Annotated in this window: 14 protein-coding genes and 9 tRNA genes; 3 read left to right on the top strand and 20 right to left on the bottom strand. The window is 66.5% G+C overall.

Annotated elements, in window-relative coordinates:
* Window positions 1-49: 49 nt before the first annotated feature.
* Together NON22_RS07910 and NON22_RS07905 are read left to right on the top strand one after the other, a co-directional pair.
* Window positions 50-1465 carry a transglycosylase SLT domain-containing protein gene (locus NON22_RS07910; protein WP_257386383.1) on the top strand — a complete coding sequence of 472 codons (1416 nt, stop codon included), beginning with the start codon at window positions 50-52 and terminating at the stop codon, window positions 1463-1465.
* A 210-nt stretch (window positions 1466-1675) separates the two neighbouring features.
* On the top strand, window positions 1676-2458 hold the full coding sequence (locus NON22_RS07905; RefSeq protein WP_257386382.1) for an enoyl-ACP reductase FabI: 783 nt from the start codon (window positions 1676-1678) through the stop codon (window positions 2456-2458).
* A gap of 215 nt (window positions 2459-2673) precedes the next feature.
* On the opposite strand, the gene NON22_RS07900 is transcribed toward NON22_RS07905, so the two are convergent.
* The 18 genes from NON22_RS07900 to NON22_RS07815 all read right to left on the bottom strand — a co-directional run bounded on the left by NON22_RS07900 (window position 2674) and on the right by NON22_RS07815 (window position 17086).
* Window positions 2674-4578, bottom strand: coding sequence for a SurA N-terminal domain-containing protein (locus tag NON22_RS07900; protein ID WP_257386381.1), 1905 nt, complete (start codon window positions 4576-4578; stop codon window positions 2674-2676).
* 133 nt (window positions 4579-4711) lie between these two features.
* A tRNA-Asp gene (locus NON22_RS07895) sits at window positions 4712-4788 on the bottom strand.
* 7 nt (window positions 4789-4795) lie between these two features.
* Window positions 4796-4870, bottom strand: a tRNA-Val gene (locus tag NON22_RS07890).
* 14 nt (window positions 4871-4884) lie between these two features.
* Window positions 4885-5157, bottom strand: a complete 273-nt coding sequence (locus NON22_RS07885; protein WP_257386380.1) for an HU family DNA-binding protein — start codon at window positions 5155-5157, stop codon at window positions 4885-4887.
* A gap of 373 nt (window positions 5158-5530) precedes the next feature.
* Window positions 5531-8038: an endopeptidase La gene (gene lon / locus NON22_RS07880; protein ID WP_257386379.1), complete on the bottom strand. Its 2508-nt coding sequence runs from the start codon at window positions 8036-8038 to the stop codon at window positions 5531-5533.
* Window positions 8039-8272: 234 nt separating this feature from the next.
* A complete protein-coding gene (gene clpX / locus NON22_RS07875; RefSeq protein ID WP_257386378.1) occupies window positions 8273-9550 on the bottom strand; it encodes an ATP-dependent Clp protease ATP-binding subunit ClpX in 1278 nt (425 codons plus the stop codon).
* A 115-nt stretch (window positions 9551-9665) separates the two neighbouring features.
* Window positions 9666-10298, bottom strand: coding sequence for an ATP-dependent Clp endopeptidase proteolytic subunit ClpP (gene clpP, locus NON22_RS07870; protein ID WP_257386377.1), 633 nt, complete (start codon window positions 10296-10298; stop codon window positions 9666-9668).
* Window positions 10299-10420: 122 nt separating this feature from the next.
* Window positions 10421-11719, bottom strand: coding sequence for a trigger factor (gene tig / locus NON22_RS07865; protein ID WP_257386376.1), 1299 nt, complete (start codon window positions 11717-11719; stop codon window positions 10421-10423).
* A gap of 68 nt (window positions 11720-11787) precedes the next feature.
* Window positions 11788-11872 (bottom strand) — tRNA-Leu (locus tag NON22_RS07860).
* Between the two features lie 73 nt (window positions 11873-11945).
* Window positions 11946-12021, bottom strand: a tRNA-Lys gene (locus NON22_RS07855).
* Window positions 12022-12024: 3 nt separating this feature from the next.
* Window positions 12025-12101 (bottom strand) — tRNA-His (locus NON22_RS07850).
* 19 nt (window positions 12102-12120) lie between these two features.
* A tRNA-Arg gene (locus tag NON22_RS07845) sits at window positions 12121-12197 on the bottom strand.
* A gap of 20 nt (window positions 12198-12217) precedes the next feature.
* Window positions 12218-12294, bottom strand: a tRNA-Pro gene (locus NON22_RS07840).
* A 167-nt stretch (window positions 12295-12461) separates the two neighbouring features.
* Window positions 12462-12538: transfer RNA gene (locus NON22_RS07835), tRNA-Arg, on the bottom strand.
* 609 nt (window positions 12539-13147) lie between these two features.
* Window positions 13148-13240, bottom strand: a tRNA-Ser gene (locus NON22_RS07830).
* 80 nt (window positions 13241-13320) lie between these two features.
* Entirely contained in the window at window positions 13321-13521 is a 201-nt protein-coding gene (gene csrA, locus NON22_RS07825) for a carbon storage regulator CsrA (RefSeq protein ID WP_257386375.1), read from the bottom strand.
* 338 nt (window positions 13522-13859) lie between these two features.
* The gene (gene alaS, locus NON22_RS07820; RefSeq protein WP_257386374.1) at window positions 13860-16520 is read right to left on the bottom strand and encodes an alanine--tRNA ligase; all 2661 of its coding nucleotides are present in this window, start codon (window positions 16518-16520) and stop codon (window positions 13860-13862) included.
* A gap of 164 nt (window positions 16521-16684) precedes the next feature.
* Window positions 16685-17086 carry a regulatory protein RecX gene (locus NON22_RS07815; protein ID WP_425507960.1) on the bottom strand — a complete coding sequence of 134 codons (402 nt, stop codon included), beginning with the start codon at window positions 17084-17086 and terminating at the stop codon, window positions 16685-16687.
* On the opposite strand from NON22_RS07815, the gene NON22_RS07810 reads away from it, so the two are divergent.
* The gene (locus NON22_RS07810) at window positions 16994-17740 is read left to right on the top strand and encodes a hypothetical protein (RefSeq protein WP_257386386.1); all 747 of its coding nucleotides are present in this window, start codon (window positions 16994-16996) and stop codon (window positions 17738-17740) included. The two genes, NON22_RS07815 and NON22_RS07810, sit on opposite strands and share 93 nt — an antisense overlap.
* Before the next feature lie 236 nt (window positions 17741-17976).
* Here NON22_RS07810 and recA read toward each other — a convergent pair whose 3' ends face one another.
* Together recA and NON22_RS07800 are read right to left on the bottom strand one after the other, a co-directional pair.
* Window positions 17977-19014 (bottom strand): recombinase RecA, encoded by a 1038-nt coding sequence (gene recA / locus NON22_RS07805; RefSeq protein ID WP_257386373.1) that lies wholly within the window; start codon window positions 19012-19014, stop codon window positions 17977-17979.
* 134 nt (window positions 19015-19148) lie between these two features.
* Window positions 19149-19658, bottom strand: a complete 510-nt coding sequence (locus NON22_RS07800; protein WP_306673695.1) for a CinA family protein — start codon at window positions 19656-19658, stop codon at window positions 19149-19151.
* Window positions 19659-19946 lie beyond the last annotated feature (288 nt).

The raw sequence follows: 19946 nt of genomic DNA, 5'->3' as shown, positions 1-19946 counted from the left end.
GCTTCGCCGCACTGCGCCGCGGCAAGGACCAGTTCCGGGCGCCTGCCGCATGAACGCACGACTGCCGCTGCGCCGCCTCGCGCTCGCGCCGATGCTGCTGCTCGCCGCCTGCGCGACGGCGCCGCGCCAGCCCGTCGGCCAGGACAGCGCGATCGCGACGGCGACGTCGCTGCCGCCGCTGGATCTGCGCGTGGAACCGCCCGACCGCATCGACGTGCCGTTCGCGCCGGCGCCGGACTTCACTGCGCCGGGCAAGGTCGCCGCGGCCGACGCGAATTCGGTCTGGGTGCGCCTGCGCACGCGCTTTGCGATGCCGGGCTGCGAATACAGTCCGGCCGTGCAGCGCTGGGCGCGCACGTACACGCAGGGGCCGGACCGTTTCGCCGCGTCGCTCAAGCGCGCCCTGCCGTTCCTGATGCTCGTGCTCGACGAGCTCGAACGCAACGACCTGCCCGGCGAATTCGCGCTGCTGCCATATCTCGAAAGCCACTACGAACCCGTGGTCGGGCGCAACGGCACGCCGGCCGGCATGTGGCAGTTCATGCCCGAGACCGCGCGCAGCGCCGGACTGCAGGTATCGCCGCACTACGACGGCCGCCTCGACGCCTGGGCATCGAGCAGCGCGGCCGTCGCGATGCTCAAGCGCTACCAGGACGAGTTCGGCGACTGGCGCCTCGTCGACATGGCGTTCAACGCCGGCGAGTATCGCGTCAAGAAGCTGCTGCAGGACAACCGCACGGCACTGAGCCGCGAGGAACTCGCGAGCCTCAAGCTGTCGCCGATCACTCACGACCATCTCGCCAAGCTGCTCGCGCTGGGTTGCGTCGTCAACGATCCCGAACGCTTCGGCGTGACCTTGCCGGAGCCTTCGGAGGACGACCATCTGGTCCGCGTCACCTTGACCGCACCGATCGACATGCGCGTGGCCGCGCGACTGGCCGACGTGCCCGAGGACACCTTGCGCCGCTACAACGCCGGACATCGCCAGTCGCGCATCTCCGCGTCGGCGCCGATGCACCTGCTGCTGCCCAAGCCTGCGCTGTCGCGCTTCCAGCAGCGCTACACCCAGCTCGCGCCGAGCGCCTGGAGCACCTGGGACGCCGTCAAGCTGCGCGAACGCAGCGGCGTGGAGGAACTGGCCGGCGCAGCCGCGGTGCCGATCGATCTGGTCGGCGCGGCCAACGGCGTCGATACAGCGCGCGAGTTCGCCGCCGGCGCGACCGTGTTCCTGCCCTCCACGCTCGGCAAGAACGTCGGTACGCCGCTGCAGCAGCAACCGCCGCCGCTGTCGCCCGAAGCGCAGCAGCGCGCGAGCGCGACGGTCACGGTCAAGAACGGCGACAATCTCTGGACCCTCGCCAAGACGCACAAAGTCAAGGTCGGCGATCTGCGCCGCTGGAACCGCCTCGGCGACAAGGCGCAGCTCAAGCCCGGGCAGAAACTGTTCATCCAGGCCGTGGACTGACGCCTCCCGCGGCAAACGGGCGTTGGGGCGGCTCCGGCGACAAATCGCTACACTGCCTCGTTGGGCCGGCAGCTGCGCCGGCACGTCGAACTCGGGTCGCCGCGAAATCCGCCGACGCGACGGTCGGCGAACCGGCAGGCAGCGCGGCGACACCGCAGTCCGCCGCGGCTTCAACGCAACGCAACGATGTCCATTCGTACGGGAGGTTTCATGGGTTTTCTGCACGGCAAGCGCGCACTGATCGTCGGCATCGCCAGCCAGCGTTCCATCGCCTGGGGCATCGCCAATGCGATGCATCGCGAAGGCGCGCAGCTCGCCTTCACCTATCAGAACGAGCGCCTGCGCGACCGCGTCGACGAAGCCGCGAATGCGTTCGGCAGCAACATCGTGCTGCCCTGCGACGTCGCCAGCGACGCCGAGATCGAGAACCTGTTCGGCGAGCTCGGCAAGCACTGGGACGGCTTCGACATCCTCGTGCATTCGGTCGGCTTCGCACCGCGCGAAGCGCTTCAGGGCGGCTTCCTCGACGGGCTCACGCGCGAGAACTTCGCGATCGCCCACGACATCTCGAGCTACAGCCTGGCAGCGCTGGCCAAGGCCGCACGGCCGATGATGCAGGGCCGCAACGGTTCGGTGCTCACCTTGAGCTACCTCGGCGCCGAGCGCGCATTGACGAGCTACAACGTCATGGGCCTGGCCAAGGCCAGCCTCGAGGCCTGCGTGCGCTACCTCGCGTTCAACCTCGGCCCCGAGGGCACGCGCGTCAACGCGATCTCGGCCGGCCCGATCAAGACCCTCGCCGCCGCCGGCATCGCCAATTTCCGCAAGATGCTCGACCACGTCGAAGATCACGCGCCGCTGCGCCGCAGCGTCACGATCGACGAAGTCGGCAATGTGGCCGCATTCCTGAGCTCGGACCTCGCCTCGGGCGTGACCGGCGAGATCACCTACGTCGACGCGGGCTACAACATTCTCGGCATGACCGGCATCTGAAACGACGGACGCCGTGCCGCACGACGAAAGAGGCCGCCGCGAGGCGGCCTTTTTCGTCCGAGGCGGTTTACCCGGCGGCATATCCGCGTGACCACGCGCTTGCGATGCCTCCGCAGCGACGGCACTGCACTACAACGAAAAGGCCGCCCTGGGGCGGCCTTCCGGATTCATGCCGCGGCATCCACGCCGCGGCGCGATCGGTCATCACTGCGGGGTCACTGCATGCGGTCTTCGGCGATCTGGATCTTCGCCGCCTTGCGCAGCGAGGCGACGAACTCGCTCGTCGCGATCATCGAATTGAGCGCCTGCAGCTGGTTGCGCACGGCTTCGCGGCCGGCCTCGTCGACCTTCGCCACGTCGCCGTCGGTGACCTTGTCCACGGCGAACAGCGCGTAGGACTCTCCGGGCAGCGAGACGTTGCCGTATTCGGACTTGCCTTCGGCCGGACGCGACAGCTTGAATGCGGCGCCGATGATGCGCGAGTCGACGTTCGCGGCGCTGCGCCCCGTGCCCTTGGCCTCGACGACACTGAGCTTCAGTTCGGTCGCGAGCTGTTCGAGGGTCTCGCCCTTGCGCAGGCGCTCGAGCAGACCGTCGGCGCGTTCGCGCGCGGCCTTGGTCAGCGCTTCGTTGACGAGGCGCGTGCGGACGTCGTCGCGCACTTCCTCGAGCGGACGCTGTTCGCTGCGCTTGTGCTCGCCGAGACGCACGATGACGCGGCGGTCGTCGCCGAGGTCGAGCAGTTCGGAATTCTCGCCGTGCACGAGCACGCTGTCGGAGAACGCCGCCTTCTGCACGGCCGGATTCGCGGCGATGCCGGGACCGCCGGTGCGTGGGAACTGTGCGGTCTTCTGCACCTCGACGCCGGCGAGCCTGGCCGCGCCGTCGAGCGAGGTCAGGTCGGTGCGGCTCTGGTCGTAGACCTTGCTGGCCAGTTCGCCGAACAGGCGTTCGCGCTCGCTTTCGAGATAGCTCTTGGCCAGCTCCGCCTTGACCTCGTCGAAGGTCTTCTCCTTGCGCTCGCGGACGTCGCGCAGCTGGATGACGTGATAGCCCTCGGCAGACAGCACGGGTTCGGAAATCTCGCCCTTCTTCAGCGCGAACAGCGCCGTTTCGAACGCCGGCTCGCTGACGCCCTGCTGCAGCCAGCCGAGGTCGCCGCCTTCCGCCTTGGAGCCGAGGTCTTCGGAAGACTCCTTGGCCGCGGCCGCGAAGTCCTTGCCGCCGCGCACGCTCTTGGCGATCTGCTGGGCCTTGGCCAGCGCGGCCTTCTGCGCATCGGCGTCGCCGCCCTTGGCGGTGATCAGGATGTGCGAGGCCAGGCGCTGCTCCGGCGTCAGATAGCGCGCCTTCTCGCGGTCGTAGCGCTCGCGCAGCACGGACTCGTCGGGAGTCTCTTCCATCTTCACGGCCTTCGCGTCGAACTCGATGTAGTCGAGCGACACCGTTTCCGCGGTCATGTAGTCGGACAGGTGCGCCTTGTAGTAACTCTCGATCTGCGCGTCGTCGACCGTCGGCGTTTCGGCGGGCTTGGGCAGGGTCAGGGTGCGCAGGTCGCGGGTCTGGTCGCGCAGCCGGATGTGATCGTCGATCGCGCGCGGCGTGACGACGCCGATGGAACCGATCAGAGTGCGCAGCTCGTCGGCGGCGAGCGCCTCGCGCTGCTGCTCCTGGAACTGCATCGGCGAGCGCTGCGCGCCGGCGAGCACGGCACGGTAGGCGCCCTCGTCGAACTTGCCGTCGACCTGGAACTGCGGATAGGAGCGGATCAGCTCGCGCACGCGCTCGTCGGGAATCACGATGCCGAGCTTCTCGTTCGCATTGAGCATCAGGCGTTCGTCGATCAGCGCGTCGAGCACCTGGCGCTTGACCTCGGGCCGCTCGAGCAGGGCCGGATCGAGCTGGCCGTTGGAGCGCTGCAGCATCGCCGACCGGTAGTTCTGGAAGCGCTCGCGGAACTGCTCGGCCGAGATCTCGCTCTTGTCGACCTTGGCCACCCAGGTCTCGTTGCGACCCGTGAAGTACGATTCGATGCCGAAGAATGAGAATACGAAAATCAGCGCGCCGAGCACGATTTTCGCTATGAGTCCGGAAGTCTTGTCTCGCAGCGCTTGCAACATGAGGCTTGCCTGAACTTATTGTGGTTGGCCGCAGCGACGGCATGGGACGCCGCTGTCGTATTCCCGAACCGCGCGGTCTGCTGCACGGACCGGATAGAAAAAAGGGCGCCTTGTACGGGGCGCCCTTCGAAGATGGCGGAGTGGACGGGACTCGAACCCGCGACCCTCGGCGTGACAGGCCGATATTCTAACCGACTGAACTACCACTCCACGGCATTGGTGGGTGCTGAGGGTTTCGAACCCCCGACCCTCTCCGTGTAAGGGAGACGCTCTACCGCTGAGCTAAGCACCCCTCGCGGGAGCCGGTTAGTTTAGGGCATCCTTGAGGGCTTTGCCAGCCTTGAAGGCCGGGTTCTTGGACGCCTTGATCTTGATCTCTTCGTTCGTGCGCGGGTTGCGGCCGGTACGCGCGGCGCGCTTGCGCACAGCGAAGGTGCCGAAGCCGACGAGGGACACGGTGTCGCCTTTCTTGAGCGCCTTGGTGATGACTTCGACCATCGCGTCGACGGCCTTCGCAGCATCCACCTTGGTCAGCTCGGCGGCGTCGGCCACCGCACCCACGAATTCTGATTTGTTCATTTAACAATCCCTCTCGGAAACTGCGACCCGCTACGCTTGTTCTGTGGCGAAACGACTCTGTCCCTGGAACACCGGGTGACTTTCGGAAAGTGCGCTTCGCGGACCCCGTGATCGCCCGGACCTTTGCAGTCACTCGGACCACGTCCCGGCCTTTATACCAGCGGCCTAGTAGGCACGCAACAAAACGCCGGGCGCCGTTTTACGGGCTTTTTGCGCGTTCTGACGCGGTTTTTCCGGCTTTCCGGAACACGCGGTGCGGGACGGTTTCGACGGATACAAAAACGCTCCGCGGCGGGTGCCGGCGGAGCGTCTCGGAGGGGAGGAACGGAAGAAACGGCGAGCGCGGCAATCCGCCACGCCCGCCGCCGCGGACTCAGTGCGGACGCACGGGCTGCGGTTCGGCCGCTTCGTCGCGCTTGGGCTCGGTGGCGGCCTTGGTCTGCTGGCTCGGGTCGGTTTTCTGGGCCGGCGTCAACGGCCGCTCCAGCGCGATGTCGAGCACTTCGTCGATCCAGCGAACCGCATGGATTTCCAGCGTTTCGGTGACGTTCTTCGGAATGTCGACGAGATCTTTCTTGTTCTCTTCCGGAATGATCACCGTCGTGATGCCGCCGCGGTGCGCGGCGAGCAGCTTTTCCTTGAGTCCGCCGATCGGCAGCACGCGGCCGCGCAACGTGATCTCGCCGGTCATCGCGACCTCGGAACGCACGGGCACCTTGGTCAGCGCCGAGACCAGCGCCGTGCACATGGCGATGCCTGCACTCGGCCCGTCCTTCGGCGTCGCGCCTTCGGGCACGTGGATGTGGATGTCGTACTTCTGGTGGAACTCCGGATCGACGCCGAGGCGGTCGGAGCGACCGCGCACGACGCTGAGCGCCGCCTGGATCGACTCCTGCATCACGTCGCCGAGCTGGCCCGTGTGGATCAGCTTGCCCTTGCCCGGTACGACCGTCGCTTCGATGCTCAGCAGATCGCCGCCGACCTGGGTCCAGGCCAGGCCCGTGACGAGACCGACCTCGTTCTGCAGCTCCGCACGGCCGAAGGTGAACTTCTGCACGCCGAGATACTGATCGAGGTTGCCCGAATCCACGCGCACGGTCGCCGGCTTGGCCGCGGCGGCCTTGCCTTTGCCCTTGATCTTCTCGGCGGGCTTTTCCTTCGCCGCGCTCTCGCGCAGCGACAGCTCCTTGACCACCTTGCGGCAGACCTTGGAGATCTCGCGCTCGAGATTGCGCACGCCGGACTCGCGCGTGTAGTAGCGGATGATGTCGCGGATCGCTTCCTCGTCGACGCTGATCTCCTCGGGCTTGAGGCCGTTCGCGCCGATCTGCTTGGGCAGCAGATAGCGCCGCGCGATGTTGATCTTCTCCTCTTCCGTATAGCCCGGAATGCGGATGACCTCCATGCGGTCGAGCAGCGGCGCCGGAATGTTCAGCGAGTTCGCCGTCGCGATCCACATGACCTCGGACAGGTCGAAATCGACTTCGAGGTAATGGTCGTTGAACGCCGAGTTCTGCTCCGGATCGAGCACTTCGAGCAGCGCCGACGACGGATCGCCGCGGAAGTCCATCGACATCTTGTCGATCTCGTCGAGCACGAACAGCGGATTGCGCGTGCCGGCCTTGGACATGTTCTGCACGATGCGGCCCGGCATCGAGCCGATGTAGGTGCGGCGATGGCCGCGGATCTCGGCCTCGTCGCGCACGCCGCCGAGCGACATGCGCACGAACTTGCGGTTCGTCGCCTTCGCGATGGACTGACCCAGGCTGGTCTTGCCGACGCCCGGCGGACCGACGAGGCAGAGGATGGGGCCTTTCATCTTGTTGACGCGCTGCTGCACGGCCAGATATTCGAGGATGCGTTCCTTGACCTTCTCGAGGCCGAAGTGGTCTTCGTCGAGCACGTCCTGCGCGACCTTGAGATCCTTGCGCACCTTGCTCGACTTCTTCCACGGTACGCCGACGAGCCAGTCGACGTAGTTGCGCACGACCGTGGCCTCGGCCGACATCGGCGACATCTGCTTGAGCTTGTTGAGCTCGGCGCGCGCCTTGGTCTCCACCGGCTTGGGCATGCCGGCCTCGTTGATCTTGCGCGCGAGCTCGTCCAGTTCGTTCGGCGTCTCCTCGAGATCGCCGAGTTCCTTCTGGATCGCCTTCATCTGCTCGTTGAGGTAGTACTCGCGCTGGCTCTTCTCCATCTGCGACTTGACCCGGCCGCGGATGCGCTTCTCGATCTGCTGCACGTCGATCTCGCCGTCGACGAAGCCCATCAGCGCCTCGAAGCGGTCGCCGACGTCGACCATCTCGAGCAGGCGCTGCTTGTCGGCGAGGCGGATGGAGAGGTGCGCGGCGATCGTGTCGGCGAGGCGGCTCGGATCGTCGATGCCGGCCAGGGTCGCGAGCAGCTCCTGCGGAACCTTGCGGTTCAGTTTTACAAACTGCTCGAAAGTGGACACCAGCGAGCGCGAGACGACTTCGATCTCGCGTTCCGAGCGCGAATACAGCGGATCGAGCGGCTTGACCTTGCCGACCATGACGCCGTCGCGCTCGCGATAGCCGAGGATCTCGGCGCGCGAGGCGCCCTCGACGAGCACCTTGATCGTGCCGTCCGGCAGCTTCAGCAGCTGCAGCAGGGTGGCCAGGGTGCCGACCGCGTGCAGATCCGACTCACGCGGATCATCGACATCGGGACTGCGCTGGGCGACGAGCAGGATCTGCTTGTCGCCTTCCATCGCGATGTCCAGCGCGCGGATCGACTTCTCGCGCCCCACGAACAGCGGAATGACCATGTGCGGATAGACGACCACGTCGCGCAGCGGCAGAACCGGCAGCTCCAGCGAGCGCGGATCGGTGGCGACGGGCAACTTTTCAGACTTTTCCATGAAGCATTTCCTGGCGGCGACCGGCGAGGTCGGGCGGATAGGGTCAGCCTGAGCGCAGGCTGCTGGAGCGTCAAGTGCGGACGACGTGAACGAATGCAAGGCGACGCATGCGAGTTGCGTGCCCGGAGCCGGAGCGGCCTGATGCTTCGTGGGAACAAGCCCTGCGCGGGCTGGCGGGCGCGGCGGCAACCGGCCGGCTGGCGCGTCGCCGGCCGGAGGCCGGCGACGGCGGAACTACTCGGCGACGGCGCGCGATTGCAGGTTGCCGCGGTAGATCAGATACGGCTCGGCCTGGCCGTTGATGACGGCCTCATCGACGACGACCTTGCTGACGTGCTCGAGCGACGGCAGCTCGTACATCGTGTCGAGCAGGACCTGTTCGAGAATCGTGCGCAGGCCGCGCGCGCCGGTCTTGCGCTTGAGCGCCTTGCGCGCGACGGCGGTCAGCGCCTCGGGTCGGAACTCGAGCTCGGCGCCTTCCATCTCGAACAGCTTCTTGAACTGCTTGACGATCGCGTTCTTGGGCTCGGTCAGGATCTTGACCAGAGCGACCTCGTCGAGTTCCTCGAGCGTCGCGAACACCGGCAGGCGGCCGACGAATTCCGGAATCAGGCCGAACTTGACGAGGTCTTCCGGCTCGACGTCGGCGAGCACCTTGCCGACCGAATTGGTCTGCTTCTTACTGCGCACGTCCGCCGAGAAGCCGATGCCGGTGGATTCGCCGCGCTGCTGGATGATCTTCTCGAGCCCGGCGAACGCGCCGCCGCAGATGAACAGGATGTTCTTGGTGTCGACCTGAAGGAATTCCTGCTGCGGATGCTTGCGGCCGCCCTGCGGCGGCACCGACGCGATCGTGCCTTCGATGAGCTTGAGCAGCGCCTGCTGCACGCCCTCGCCGGAAACGTCGCGCGTGATCGACGGGTTTTCGCTCTTGCGCGAGATCTTGTCGATCTCGTCGATGTAGACGATGCCGGTCTGCGCCTTCTCGACGTCGTAGTCGCACTTCTGCAGCAGTTTCTGGATGATGTTCTCGACGTCCTCGCCGACGTAGCCGGCTTCGGTCAAGGTCGTCGCGTCGGCGATCGTGAACGGCACGTTGAGCAGGCGGGCGAGCGTCTCGGCCAGCAGGGTCTTGCCCGAACCGGTCGGACCGACGAGCAGGATGTTGGACTTGGCCAGCTCGACCTCGTCGCTCTTCTGCCGCGTCTCGAGCCGCTTGTAGTGGTTGTAGACCGCGACGGCGAGCGTCTTCTTGGCGCGCATCTGGCCTATGACGTACTGGTCGAGAACGTCCATGATCTCGCGCGGCTTCGGCAGATGGCTGCGCGCGCTGGCCGCCTTCTCTTCGAGCTCCTCGCGGATGATGTCGTTGCACAGCTCGACGCATTCGTCGCAAATGAACACCGACGGACCGGCAATCAGCTTGCGGACCTCGTGCTGACTCTTGCCGCAGAACGAGCAGTAAAGAATCTTTCCGCTGTCGTTCGAACGGCCCTGCCGATCGTCAGTCATGCTCTGCCTCAAAAAACCGGGATAACGTATTCGTCACGAAGAATAGAGCCCGCTGCGCCCGCGGCGCAAGCGCAGGCGCAGTCAGCTGGGCGCTGGGGAAAAAACCTTCGCCGTATCAGGACTTGACGCTGTCGACCGGGCGTTTTTCCAGCACGGCGTCGATCAGTCCGTACTTCTGGGCGTCCGGAGCGCTCATGAAATTGTCACGATCCGTGTCCTTGGCGATGATCTCGATCGGCTGGCCGGTGTGGCGGGCCATGATCTCGTTCAGGCGCTGGCGGATAGTCAGGATCTCGCGCGCATGGATGTCGATGTCCGACGCCTGGCCACTGAAGCCGCCGAGCGGCTGGTGGATCATCACGCGGGAGTTCGGCAGCGCATAGCGCTTGCCCTTGGTGCCGGCGGTCAGCAGCAGCGCGCCCATGCTGGCGGCCTGGCCGATGACCATCGTGCTGACGTCGGGCTTCAGGAACTGCATGGTGTCGTAGATCGCCATGCCGGCCGTGACCGAGCCGCCCGGGCTGTTGATGTACAGGTTGATGTCCTTGTCGGGATTTTCCGACTCGAGGAAGAGCAGCTGGGCGACGACGACGTTGGCCATGTAGTCGTCGATCGGACCGACCAGGAAGATCACGCGCTCCTTGAGCAGGCGCGAGTAGATGTCGTAGGCCCGCTCGCCGCGCGAGGTCTGCTCGACCACCATCGGCACGAGGTTGAGGTTGCGGATCGGCTCAAAACCCTTGGACATGGATCACTCCGAATCAGATCTACCCGGGCCAGGGGTTCATTGAGGGCCAGCCGGCGGAACCCCGCCCGGCGCGCCTGCAAAGCAGGACGGGGCAGGTCCTGGACCTGCCCCGCCAGAGAACCTCAGGCGACCGGACGCATCACTTCATTGAAACCGAGCTTCTGCTCGGTAGCCTTGGCGTGATCGGCGATCCACTCGGTCACCTGATCCTCAATGACCCGGCTCTGCAGCGCGTTCATCAGTTGGGGGTCGCGGTTGTAGAGTTCAACCACCTGCTCCGGCTCCTCGTAGGTCGAGGCGATCGTGCTCAGGGTTTCGGCGACGCGGCGCGAATCCAGGCGGATGTCGTTCTGGCGCGCGACCTCGCCGAGCAGCAGGCCGGCGGCGACGCGGCGGCGGGCGATGTCGGCGAAGCCTTCGGCGGAGACGTTGGCGGTCTGGCCCTGCTGGCGCGCCTGCGCCTCGGCCTGGCGGACCAGCGCATTCGCCTCGGCATCGATCATGCCCTTGGGCAGCTCCAGGTCGGCGTAGGCGCCGACGAGCTTCTCGACGACTTCGGTCTTGAGGCGGCCCAGCAGGGTGCCCTTGAGCTCGCGCTCGAGATTGGCCTTGACGTCGGCGCGGAACTTGTCGAGGCCGCCGTCGACGATGCCGAAGGCCGCGAAGAAGCTGTCGTCGAGCGCCGGCAGTTCCTGCACCTGCACGCGGACGATCTTGACCGCAACCTGCGCTTCCTTGCCGGCCAGGTTCTCGTTGCGGAATTCCGCCGGGAAGATCAGGGTCAGCGTCTTCTCGTCGCCGGCCTTGAGGCCGACCAGGCTATCCTCGAGTTCCTTGAACAGCGCGCCCGAGCCGATCACGGTGCCGACGCGGTCCTGGCCTTCGGCCGGGAAGCGATAGTCGCCGGACTGAGCCGAGTATTCGAACAGGACCATGTCGCCGGCCGCGGCCGGGCGGTCGACCAGCGCGAAGCTGCGGCGCTGCTGGCGCAGGGTCTCGATCATGGTGTCGACGTCGGCGTCGGTGACTTCGGCGACGACGCGGACGATTTCCAGCTTCGAGACGTCGATGGCGCCGACTTCCGGCATGACCTCGAAGGTGGCGGTGTATTCGATTTCGCCGTTGCTCGGGGCGCCCGTGGTCTCGACCGACGGCGGCATGGCCGGACGCAGGTTCTGCCCTTCCATGGCCTGGACCAGGGTCGCGCGGATCAGCTCGGACATGGCTTCGTTGCGCACCTGGGCGCCGAAACGCTGTTCGATGACCCGGGCCGGCACCTTGCCCGGACGGAAGCCGTTCAGGCGGACGTTGCGGCTCAGGTCGCTGAGACGGTTGCGCACCTGGCTGTCGAGCTGGTCGGCCGGAACGCGCACGGTGAGCTTGCGCTCGAGCTTGCCCACGTTTTCAACGGAAACTTGCATTGTTGCTCCTCGAACGGCGATCGGCCGCATGTCCGCCCGAGGCGGCCGCGCGGCCACGAAGTCTGATCTGGTGCGAACGGAGAGAATCGAACTCTCACGGGTTGCCCCACTGGAACCTAAATCCAGCGCGTCTACCAATTCCGCCACATTCGCACACCACCGGAACCGACCGATTCCGGTTGCGCTCTACTTTGCGGAATGCCACGTGAGGACCGACGAAAGAAGATGGTGGGCCGCCCCAGACTCGAACTGGGAACCTACGGATTAAGAGTCCGCTGCTCTACCAATTGAGCTAGCGGCCCACATGGGGTGGAAGATGGGACTCGAACCCACGACCCTCGGAATCACAATCCGATGCTCTAACCGACTGAGCTACATCCACCGCAAACTTACGATCGCATTGGCGCGCCCGACAGGACTCGAACCTGCAACCGTCGGCTTAGAAGGCCGATGCTCTATCCGGTTGAGCTACAGGCGCAGTCTCTGGCTTGCGCACGTTGGTCGGGGTAGAGGGATTCGAACTCTCGACATCTAGCTCCCAAAGCTAGCGCTCTACCAGGCTGAGCTATACCCCGTCAGTCCAGACTTCGGTCACCCGTGACAATCCCAAAGAAACGGGGATGTTACGGATGCCCGTTCATACCGTCAATCTGCCGGGGAACGGCGTACAACCCTTGCGACCAAACGCATGCGACACTGAAGCCGTCGCCAAACAAAAGGGTGCCGCAGCACCCTCGAAAAATGGCGCGCCCGGAAGGATTCGAACCTCCGACCACCAAGTTCGTAGCCTGGTACTCTATCCAACTGAGCTACGGGCGCGCACTAACCTTGCCTTCCCTGCTTTACGCGACGCATCCCTTGCGCCGGCCCGCCCTGGCAATGTCCGCCGCGACGAGAGGCGGAATTATTCGGATCTCCAGTGAGCTCGTCAATAGGTTCGGCGAATTTTTTTTGTCGCCGCCCTGCCGCCCATCTCGTCGAAAATAATATCAATTTACCTTACCGAGCATTGTTCCGTTCGCGAATCGCCGCGACGGCCGGCGCAGTGCATGGAGCCGCTGCGCGAGACCGGCCGCACGCACCGTCGCCGCAGGATTCGCGACGCGCGGAACACGGGACCGTGCGGCGAACGCGACGTCGATGCGGAAACACTGCTCGCCGTGGCGCCGAATGAACGAGAGGAACGGCGATCTCCCTGCCCTGCCCGCAACGCTCGCCGCGCGCAGTCGCCGCTGCAGCGAATGTACGGCCGGCTCGACATCGCACGCGGCGAGCACCACTGCGCCGAGACTTCAGACGACGGCGCGAGCGCGCGTCGGAAGCCATGCCGCCGAATTCGATCGACCTGCCGAACTCGGCGATGATCCCGCCGGCCCGCGAAGCGTCCGGAAACGAAAAAGCCCCGATCGCTCGGGGCTTTCGATGAACTGGCGGAGAGAGAGGGATTCGAACCCTCGATAGAGCTTTTGACCCTATACTCCCTTAGCAGGGGAGCCCCTTCGGCCTCTCGGGCATCTCTCCGGATTGTTACCTTGCCGGTCTCGTCGGCTCGGCAAGGCGCGGAAGAATAGCGACTAGTCCGCCTCGGGTAAAGCCTGCCGTCAGGATTCGCCGCCGGCCGAACCGGCGCCGGGTTCCTGCTCGCGCTTGATGCGCTGGTAGATCTCTTCGCGGTGTACGGCTACATCTTTGGGCGCATTGATGCCAATGCGGACTTGATTGCCCTTCACTCCAAGCACGGTGACCGTGACTTCGTCTCCGATCATCAGGGTCTCTCCGACCCGGCGAGTCAGAATCAGCATCGTTCTTCTCCTTTCGCCCTACGTCCCGGCCCTACGTCCTGGCAACCGCATATTGTTGAATTGCGAATGCGCACAGAACCGTTTCCGCAGCTTGGCAGCTGATTCCGCGGTCCTCCCCGTTACCCACGACAGGCGCACTGGAAGCCGCGCATCGTGTCAGTCGCCACTGAAATTTTTACTTGCGAATTGGGGGCGACCGCGCCGCGCCGATACTAGCGGACGCCCACCGGCCACGCAATTGAAGCCAAGCATTACTTTCGACAGATAACGCCGACGTCACGCCGATATTTAGCGGACGCCGGCGACTCACGCTATCACCGTCGGAATCGTGCGCGCGTTCAGGCGAGCTGCTGCTCGACCCATCCGCGAACGTCGGCGAGAATCCGCGGCAAAGCAGGCGAATCTTCTCCACCGCCCTGCGCGAGATCGGCTCGTCCGCCGCCCTTGCCGCCGATCTGGCGGGCGACGAAACCGACGAGATCGCCGGCTTTGACCTTGCCGAGCGCCGCGCCCTGCACGCCGGCCGCCAGCGACACTTTTCCGTCCGCGACCGAGGCCAGCAGGACAATACAGTCCGGCAGGCGTGCCTTGATCTGGTCGATGCCTTCGCGCAGCCCCTTGGCGTCGAGGCCGTCGACGCGCGCGGCGATCAGCTTGGTGCCAGCCACGTCGATGGCGGCGTCGGCCAGCTGCGCCGTCGCCGCGCCCGCGGCCTTGGCCTTGAACGATTCGAGCTCGCGCTCGGCGCGCTTCTGTCGCTCGAACAGCTGGCGCAGCTTGTCGGCCGCATCGGCCGGCGACGCGCCGAGCAGTTGGGCGACTTCGTCGAGGCGGCGTTCCTCCTCGCGCACGAAGTCGAGCGCGCCGGCGCCGGTCACCGCCTCGATACGGCGCACGCCGGCGGCAACGCCGCCTTCGCCGATGATCTTGAACAGTCCGATGTCGCCGGTGCGGCCGACGTGAGTGCCGCCGCAGAGCTCCGTGGAGAAATCGCCGAACTTCAGCACGCGCACGTGCTCGCCGTACTTCTCGCCGAAGAGCGCCATCGCGCCGAACTCGAGCGCGTCCTTGTAGGCCATCTGGCGCACGTCGGCCGGCGCGTTGCGGCGCACCTGCGCATTCACGAGATCCTCGATCGTGCGCAGCTCGTCGGGCGTGACCGGCTGGAAATGCGAAAAGTCGAAGCGCAGGCGATCCGGCGCGACCAGCGAACCCTTCTGCGTCACGTGGGTGCCGAGCACCTGGCGCAGGGCCGCATGCATCAGATGCGTGGCCGAGTGGTTCAGCACGATCGCGGCACGGCGCGGCGCGTCGATCTCGCCGTGCAGTTTCTCGCCGAGGCGCAGGGTCTTGCCTTCCCAGCGGCCGACGTGGCCGTGGAAGGTGCCGGCCAGCTTGATCGTGTCGCGCACGACGAAGCGGCCGTAAGCCGTGCTCAGCACGCCGACGTCGCCGACCTGACCGCCGGATTCGGCATAGAACGGCGTGCGATCGAGCACCAGGCTCGCGTCCTCCCCGTCGGCGAGCTCGTCGACGAGCCGCGCGCCGCGGATGATGCCGACCAGGTCCAGGCCGTCGGCCGCGGTCGCGTCATAGCCGAGGAACTGGGTCGCCGGCAGCTGCTGTATCGCCTCGGCCGACAGCATGACCTTGGTCTCGAACTGGCTCGCCGCGCGCGCGCGGGCGCGCTGCTTTTCCATTTCGGCCTCGAAGCCGGCCATGTCGACGGACCAGCCCTGCTCGCGCGCGACATCGGCGGTCAGATCCACCGGAAAGCCGTAGGTGTCGTAGAGCGTGAACGCGATCTTGCCGGGCACGACCTTGGCGGCGGACTCGGCGCCGGCGTACTGCGTATCGTCCTTCAGCGCCGACTCGAGCAGCTTCATGCCGTTTTCGAGCGTCTCGGCGAAGCGCTCCTCTTCGTTGCGCAGCGCACGCTCGACGAGCTCGCGCTTCTCGACGAGCTCGGGATAGGCGGTGCCCATTTCCTCGGCCAGCGCACCGACCATCCTGTGGAAGAACAGTCCGCGCACGCCGAGCATGTAACCGTGGCGCAGCGCGCGACGGATGATGCGACGCAGGACGTAGCCGCGGCCTTCGTTCGATGGCAGCACCCCGTCGACGATCAGGAAGCTGCAGGCACGGATGTGGTCGGCGATCACGCGCAGCGACTTGTTCTCGAGATCCTGGGTGTGGGTCAGCGCCGCGGCCGCCTTGATCAGATGCTGGAACAGGTCGATCTCGTAGTTGGAATGCACGTGCTGCAGCACGGCCGAGATGCGCTCCAGTCCCATGCCGGTGTCGACACAGGGCGCCGGCAGCGGCGTCAAGGTGCCGTCGGCCGCGCGGTCGAACTGCATGAACACGTTGTTCCAGATCTCGATGAAGCGGTCGCCGTCCTCGTCGGGCGAGCCCGGCGGGCCGCCGGGGATATGGTCGCCGTGGTCGTAGAAGATCTCGGTACAGGGACCGCAGGGGCCGGTGTCGGCCATCTGCCAGAAATTGTCCGAGGCGTAGGGCGCGCCCTTGTTGTCGCCGATCCGGACGATGCGCTCGGCCGGCAGGCCGACGGTCTTGTTCCAGATGTCGAAGGCCTCGTCGTCGGTGTGATAGACGGTGACGAGCAGGCGCTCCTTCGGCAACTTCCAGACTTCGGTCAGCAGTTCCCACGCATAGGTGATCGCGTCGTGCTTGAAATAGTCGCCGAAGCTGAAGTTGCCGAGCATCTCGAAGAAGGTGTGATGCCGCGCCGTGTAGCCGACCTGGTCCAGATCGTTGTGCTTGCCGCCCGCGCGCACGCAGCGCTGCGAAGAGACAGCGCGCGTGTAGCTGCGCTTCTCGGCGCCGAGGAAGACGTCCTTGAACTGCACCATGCCGGCGTTGGTGAACAGCAGGGTCGGATCGTTGCCCGGCACCAGCGGACTGGAAGGCACGATCTCGTGCCCCTTGCTCTTGAAGAAATCGAGGAAGCTCTGGCGAATCTCGGCGCTGCTACGCATGGTCGTCGTCACTGGAGGCGGAATACGGACACGCCCGCGGACAACCGGCCAAGAATGCCTGGGAAGCTCGGATCAGCTGCCGTCCCGTGCAGATCGGGATCGAAATCGCGGCTGCGGAAACAACGCGCCGGCCACTGGGGCCGGCAGCTCCGCTCAAGCCATCCCTAATCGAACTCCTCGGCGGAGTCGTCCACGTCGTCGGCGTGGGTGATGGCCCTTACTGTGGCGGCATCAAAGCCGCGGCGCAAGAGGAATGCCGCGCGCCGGCGGCTCTCCTGCGGATCACGCCCGGCGGCCTTGCCGTAGCGGCGCGCGTAGATGCGCCGCGCCAGGGCGAGCCAGTCGGTGTCTTCCTGTTCCAGCGCCTCGCGCGCGGCGGCATCGTCGATGCCGTGAGTCCGCAGTTCGGCCAGTATGCGCCGCGGCCCTTGCCCCTGGGCCACGCGGCTGCGCACGAGCATCTGCGCAAAGCGTTGATCGCTCTGGAAAGACTGCTGCTGCAGCCGCTGCAGCGCGGCGGCTGCATCGTCCGCCGCATAGCCCTTGTGGTCGAGCTTGCGGCGCAGCTCGCGCTGCGAATGCTCGCGGCGCGACAGCAGGCCCAGCGCCTTGGCATAGGCCTGCTGCGTTTCGTCGCCGCCGGCCGATGGATCGGGCGCTTCGGCAGGTGCGCGCTCATCGGCGTCGCGGTCGTCGCCACCGGAATCGCTGTCGCCGCTGCCCGTACGACGACCGGCGTAGTCGCGTCGGGCGCGTCCGTCGCGAGAGGCGCTGCCGCCTTCGACCCGGTCACCGCGGCGGCCTCTCTCGCTCCGGGAACGGCCCGCGAAACCGCGGCCTGCACCGCCCCGGCGCTCCGAATCGATGTCCGCGCGGCCTGCTCCGGCCCTGCCGGTGTCGCCGTCGTCGTCACCGTCGTCACGTCCGTCGACGTGGCTGTCGTCGCCGGCGATCGGCACGTCGGCTTTGTCATCGTCGCCCGGATTCCGATTGCCGTCGCCGCGGTCCCGGCTCGCCGGATTCGTGCGAGCCCGGCGTCCGGCGCGACCGTCGTCATCGCGGATTCCGCCGCCGTTTCCGCGGCCGCCACGCAGGCCGCGGCCGCTGCGCCACGCCGTCACGGCCGCGATCCCGCCGATGCGGCCGGCCGCCGGCCACGGAACCGGGCGCAACCGATCTGCTCCGCGCGACCGTGCTCGCGAGGAGGCCGCTCGTCGTGACCGTGCTCGTCGTGACGCCGCCGACCGCGATGCAGCCAGCCGGCATACCGACATCCAGGACGCCGCCGTTCTCGGAGCCACGCGTTGGCCGCTGCGCCGGCTGACCGGCTTGCACTCACCGAAACGTCCATGTCGATCCGGCCTGAAACCACGCCCGCGGCAACGTCAGACGGTTGCGCGACACCGGCCGATCCGGCCGGCATCGCGAACGGTGGGCCGCGCCGACGGACCGCGGGTCAGGCTTCCTCCGGCTCGAACTCGGGCGTCGACACCACGCGGCGCTCCGGCAGCATCTTCGTACGCAGCTGCGCTTCGATCTGCGCGGCGACGTCCTTGTGCTCCTTGAGGAAGTTGCGCGCGTTGTCCTTGCCCTGGCCGATGCGTTCGCCGCCGTAGCTGTACCAGGAGCCCGACTTCTCGACGAGCTTGTGGTCGACGCCGAGGTCGATGAGCTCGCCCTCGCGGCTGATGCCTTCGCCGTAGAGGATTTCGGTGAACACCTGCTTGAACGGCGGCGCGAGCTTGTTCTTGACGACCTTGATCTTGGTCTCGTTGCCGATGATCTCGTCGCCCTTCTTGACCGAGCCGATGCGGCGGATGTCCAGGCGCACCGAGGCGTAGAACTTCAGCGCGTTGCCGCCGGTCGTCGTCTCGGGATTCTGGCCCGGCATCATCATGCCGATCTTCATGCGCAGCTGGTTGATGAAGATCACGAGGCAGCCGGACTTCTTGATCGTGCCGGTCAGCTTGCGCAGCGCCTGGCTCATGAGGCGGGCCTGCAGGCCGACCTGCATCTCGCCCATCTCGCCTTCGATTTCGGCCTTCGGCGTCAGCGCGGCGACCGAGTCGATGACGACCATGTCGACCGCGCCGGAGCGCACGAGCATGTCGGTGATTTCCAGCGCCTGTTCGCCGGTGTCCGGCTGCGAGACGAGCAGGTCGTCGACGTTGACGCCGAGCTTTTCGGCGTAGCTCGGATCCAGCGCATGCTCGGCGTCGACGAAAGCCGCGGTGCCGCCGGCCCTCTGACAGCTCGCGATGGCCTGCAGGGTCAGGGTCGTCTTGCCGGAGGATTCCGGCCCGTAGATCTCGACGACGCGGCCGCGCGGCAGGCCGCCGATGCCGAGCGCCATGTCGAGCGCGAAGGAACCGGTCGAGACCGCGTCCACGGGCTCTGCGGCCTTGTCGCCCATGCGCATGACCGTGCCCTTGCCGAACTGCTTCTCGATCTGGCTCAAGGCCGAAGCCAGCGCCTTGCGCTTGTTGTCATCCATTGCAGAATCCTCGTCAGAGTGGTTGCGCGGCGCAGTCTGGAGTCCGGGATTCTCACGGATCGCGACTGCGGCGGAGGGAACGCGAGGATTATTTCATACCGGGCCGGGTCCGGCCGCCTGCGGCGGCGCCCGCGTCAGCCGGTCAGAATTTTCTGAACGCCGCGCAGCGCGGCCGCCACCGTGTGGCGGCGCACGGCCTCGCGGTCGCCGTCGAAGTGGAAGACCTGCGCCTGAGCATAGCCGCCGCGGCGTTTCCAGCCTATCCAGACCGTGCCGACCGGCTTGCCCGGCGTGGCCCCGCCCGGGCCGGCGATGCCGGTCACTGCGACGGCGACCGAAGCGCCGTAGCGGGCCAGCGCGCCGGAGACCATTTCGACCACGGTTTCCTGGCTGACGGCGCCGTGCTGGGCCAGCGTCTCGGGCCGCACGCCGAGCAGCGCCTGCTTGGCCTCGTAGCTGTAGGCGACGAGGCCGGCCTCGAACCAGGCCGAGCTGCCGGCGATGTCGGTCAGGGTCTTGGCGATCCAGCCGCCGGTGCAGGACTCGGCCGTGACCAGCATCTGGCCGCGCTGCTGCAGGATCTCGGCGACGCCGCGGCCCAGATCCAGCAGTTCGGCGTCGTCGGGCGACTCGATGGACGGCATGGCGTACTCCGGCGGCAAGGGGCGACGTTCTAGCCCAAATCGACGCTGGGGCCAAGTAACGCAAGGGCTTGCGACTTTCGTCGCGGGCGCGCTCTACTGCGCGGTCCGACCAAGGAGCAGGCCATGCAACAGCGCTACGGACGCGCCGCGTTCGCGCCTCGCCGTCTTGCCGCGCTGCTGCTCGGCCTCGCGGTCGCCGGCGCGCCGGTGCCGGCGAGCGAAACCGCGCCGACCGCGGCGCCGGCTACCGGCCGGACGGCTCCGCCGCACGCGGCGAGCCTGTCGCAG

Origin of the sequence: Tahibacter caeni, assembly GCF_024609805.1 — a bacterium.
GTDB classification, from domain to species: Bacteria; Pseudomonadota; Gammaproteobacteria; order Xanthomonadales; family Rhodanobacteraceae; genus Tahibacter; species Tahibacter caeni.
Note: the sequence above shows the minus strand (reverse complement) of the source record. Positions and strands in the feature narration are given on the sequence as shown.